Raw genomic sequence first — 1,545 nt, 5'->3', positions numbered from 1 at the left:
CCCTCACATGGGGACAATCGTGTCAATCGTCTGTGTGGCTACGGCATTTGTCGCCTCCTTGTTCGGATCCATGATCTGAGCCTGCTGCAACAAGCGTTCCGTCAACCGGTCCGCTCTAACCTCACATCCGGTCGCCGCTCGTGCGCGGCTGCACCACAATCCCGCTTGCGTCGGGTCTGGCTCAGGAAGACGGGACCAACCTTTTTGTCGGCGATCGAAGCCAATGGGGACCGACGGTCCGTCTAACCTGGATCCGGCAGGGGCACGCCCCGCAGGAACTCGTTATTTATACCTCGTCAGGCTGCCTTGAGGACTGCGCCTTTTGGCACGACGCCAGCCGAACTGAACTGCCACAGCGCAATCAGCAGCTTACGGGCGAGAGCCACAATCATCACACGGCGGACGCGGCCACCGTTGGTTCGCACCCGCTCCTCATACCAGCGAGTCAGTTCTGATGCTGGCTGATGTCGCAGCCACAGCCACGCGACTTGGATCATCGTTACGCGCAGCCGTTTGTTGCCCGCCTTGGATACGCCTTGCTCGCGGTCCATCGCGCCACTTTGCCACGGCGACGGCGCCAGTCCTGCATAGCAGGCGACCTGTCGACGGTTACTGAAGCTGCGGAAGAATGCCTCGGCATAAAGCACGCTGGCGAACTCAGGGCCGATGCCGCGCAGTTGGAGCAGTCGAGCGGTGGCCGGCGCTGGATACTCTTCTGTCGCCGTGTCCGCCTCCGGCTCCAGCTCCAACATTGCATCGCGCTCTCGCTCAACCTCTTTGATCTGGCGCATGACCAACTCCAGGCGGTCCAGCTCGCGATCGATCTCGCGCTTCACGTGGCGAGGCAGCGGCCGTCCATCCCCGGTGGTCAGCTCTTCCAGCTGGGCCCGCCGATTGGCGCGCAGCGGCTCGTAGTCGCCGACCCCTTGTGCGAACAGTAGGCCTTTTACTCGGTTGATGTGCCGGATGCGCTCGACCACCAAAGACCGTCGCTCCCGGCAGATCCGACGGCGGTCTTCGTCCTCGACACTTGGCACCGCTACCATCGCGCAGACGCGCGGCTCTCCACGCTTGTAGGCGAGCAACGTGCGGACTAGCGCCTCCCCGTCGAGCTTGTCCGTCTTCGCACGCCGACTTCGCCGCGAAGCCGCGATCGAGGCGGCATCGACAACGTGGCTCTCGATGCCCTCACGTACAAGGCAACGGTGTATCCAGAACCCGTCCAGTCCCGCCTCCTGGATAACGACCAATGGGTATTGTTCGCCAGTGCGCTCGTGCGCTTTGGCCTGCAACTGCGCGAACCGCTCCAAGAGCATCGGGACGTCACTGCCCTTCACCGGATGCCGCGAGATGCGCTCGCCACGCCCCGGCGACAGCGACGTGACCAACCAAGTGGAACGGCTCAGCTCCAGTGACACAAAGATTGCGTTCAACTGGATGCTGACGGCGGCATGAGACGGAACAGACATGAACAACCTCCTTCACGGCAAAGCGGGAGGTCAGTGTGCCTTAATCAGCGCCAACCCGCGCCCATGGGATCTTTTT

General features: G+C 62.6%; 1 protein-coding gene. It reads right to left on the bottom strand.

The genetic code is table 11. From position 1 onward, the window contains the following. Positions 1-296: 296 nt before the first annotated feature. Positions 297-1,469, bottom strand: coding sequence for an IS110 family transposase (locus tag PMI02_RS25665; RefSeq protein ID WP_007688628.1), 1,173 nt, complete (start codon positions 1,467-1,469; stop codon positions 297-299). Positions 1,470-1,545: the final 76 nt, after the last annotated feature.

Source organism: Novosphingobium sp. AP12 (assembly GCF_000281975.1).
Lineage (GTDB): Bacteria > Pseudomonadota > Alphaproteobacteria > Sphingomonadales > Sphingomonadaceae > Novosphingobium.
Note: the sequence above shows the minus strand (reverse complement) of the source record. Positions and strands in the feature narration are given on the sequence as shown.

Excerpts from the sequence above, each read along its gene's own strand:
- PMI02_RS25665 (WP_007688628.1), bottom strand. The coding sequence starts at position 1,469 with ATGTCTGTTCCGTCTCATGCCGCCGTCAGCATCCAGTTGAACGCAATC.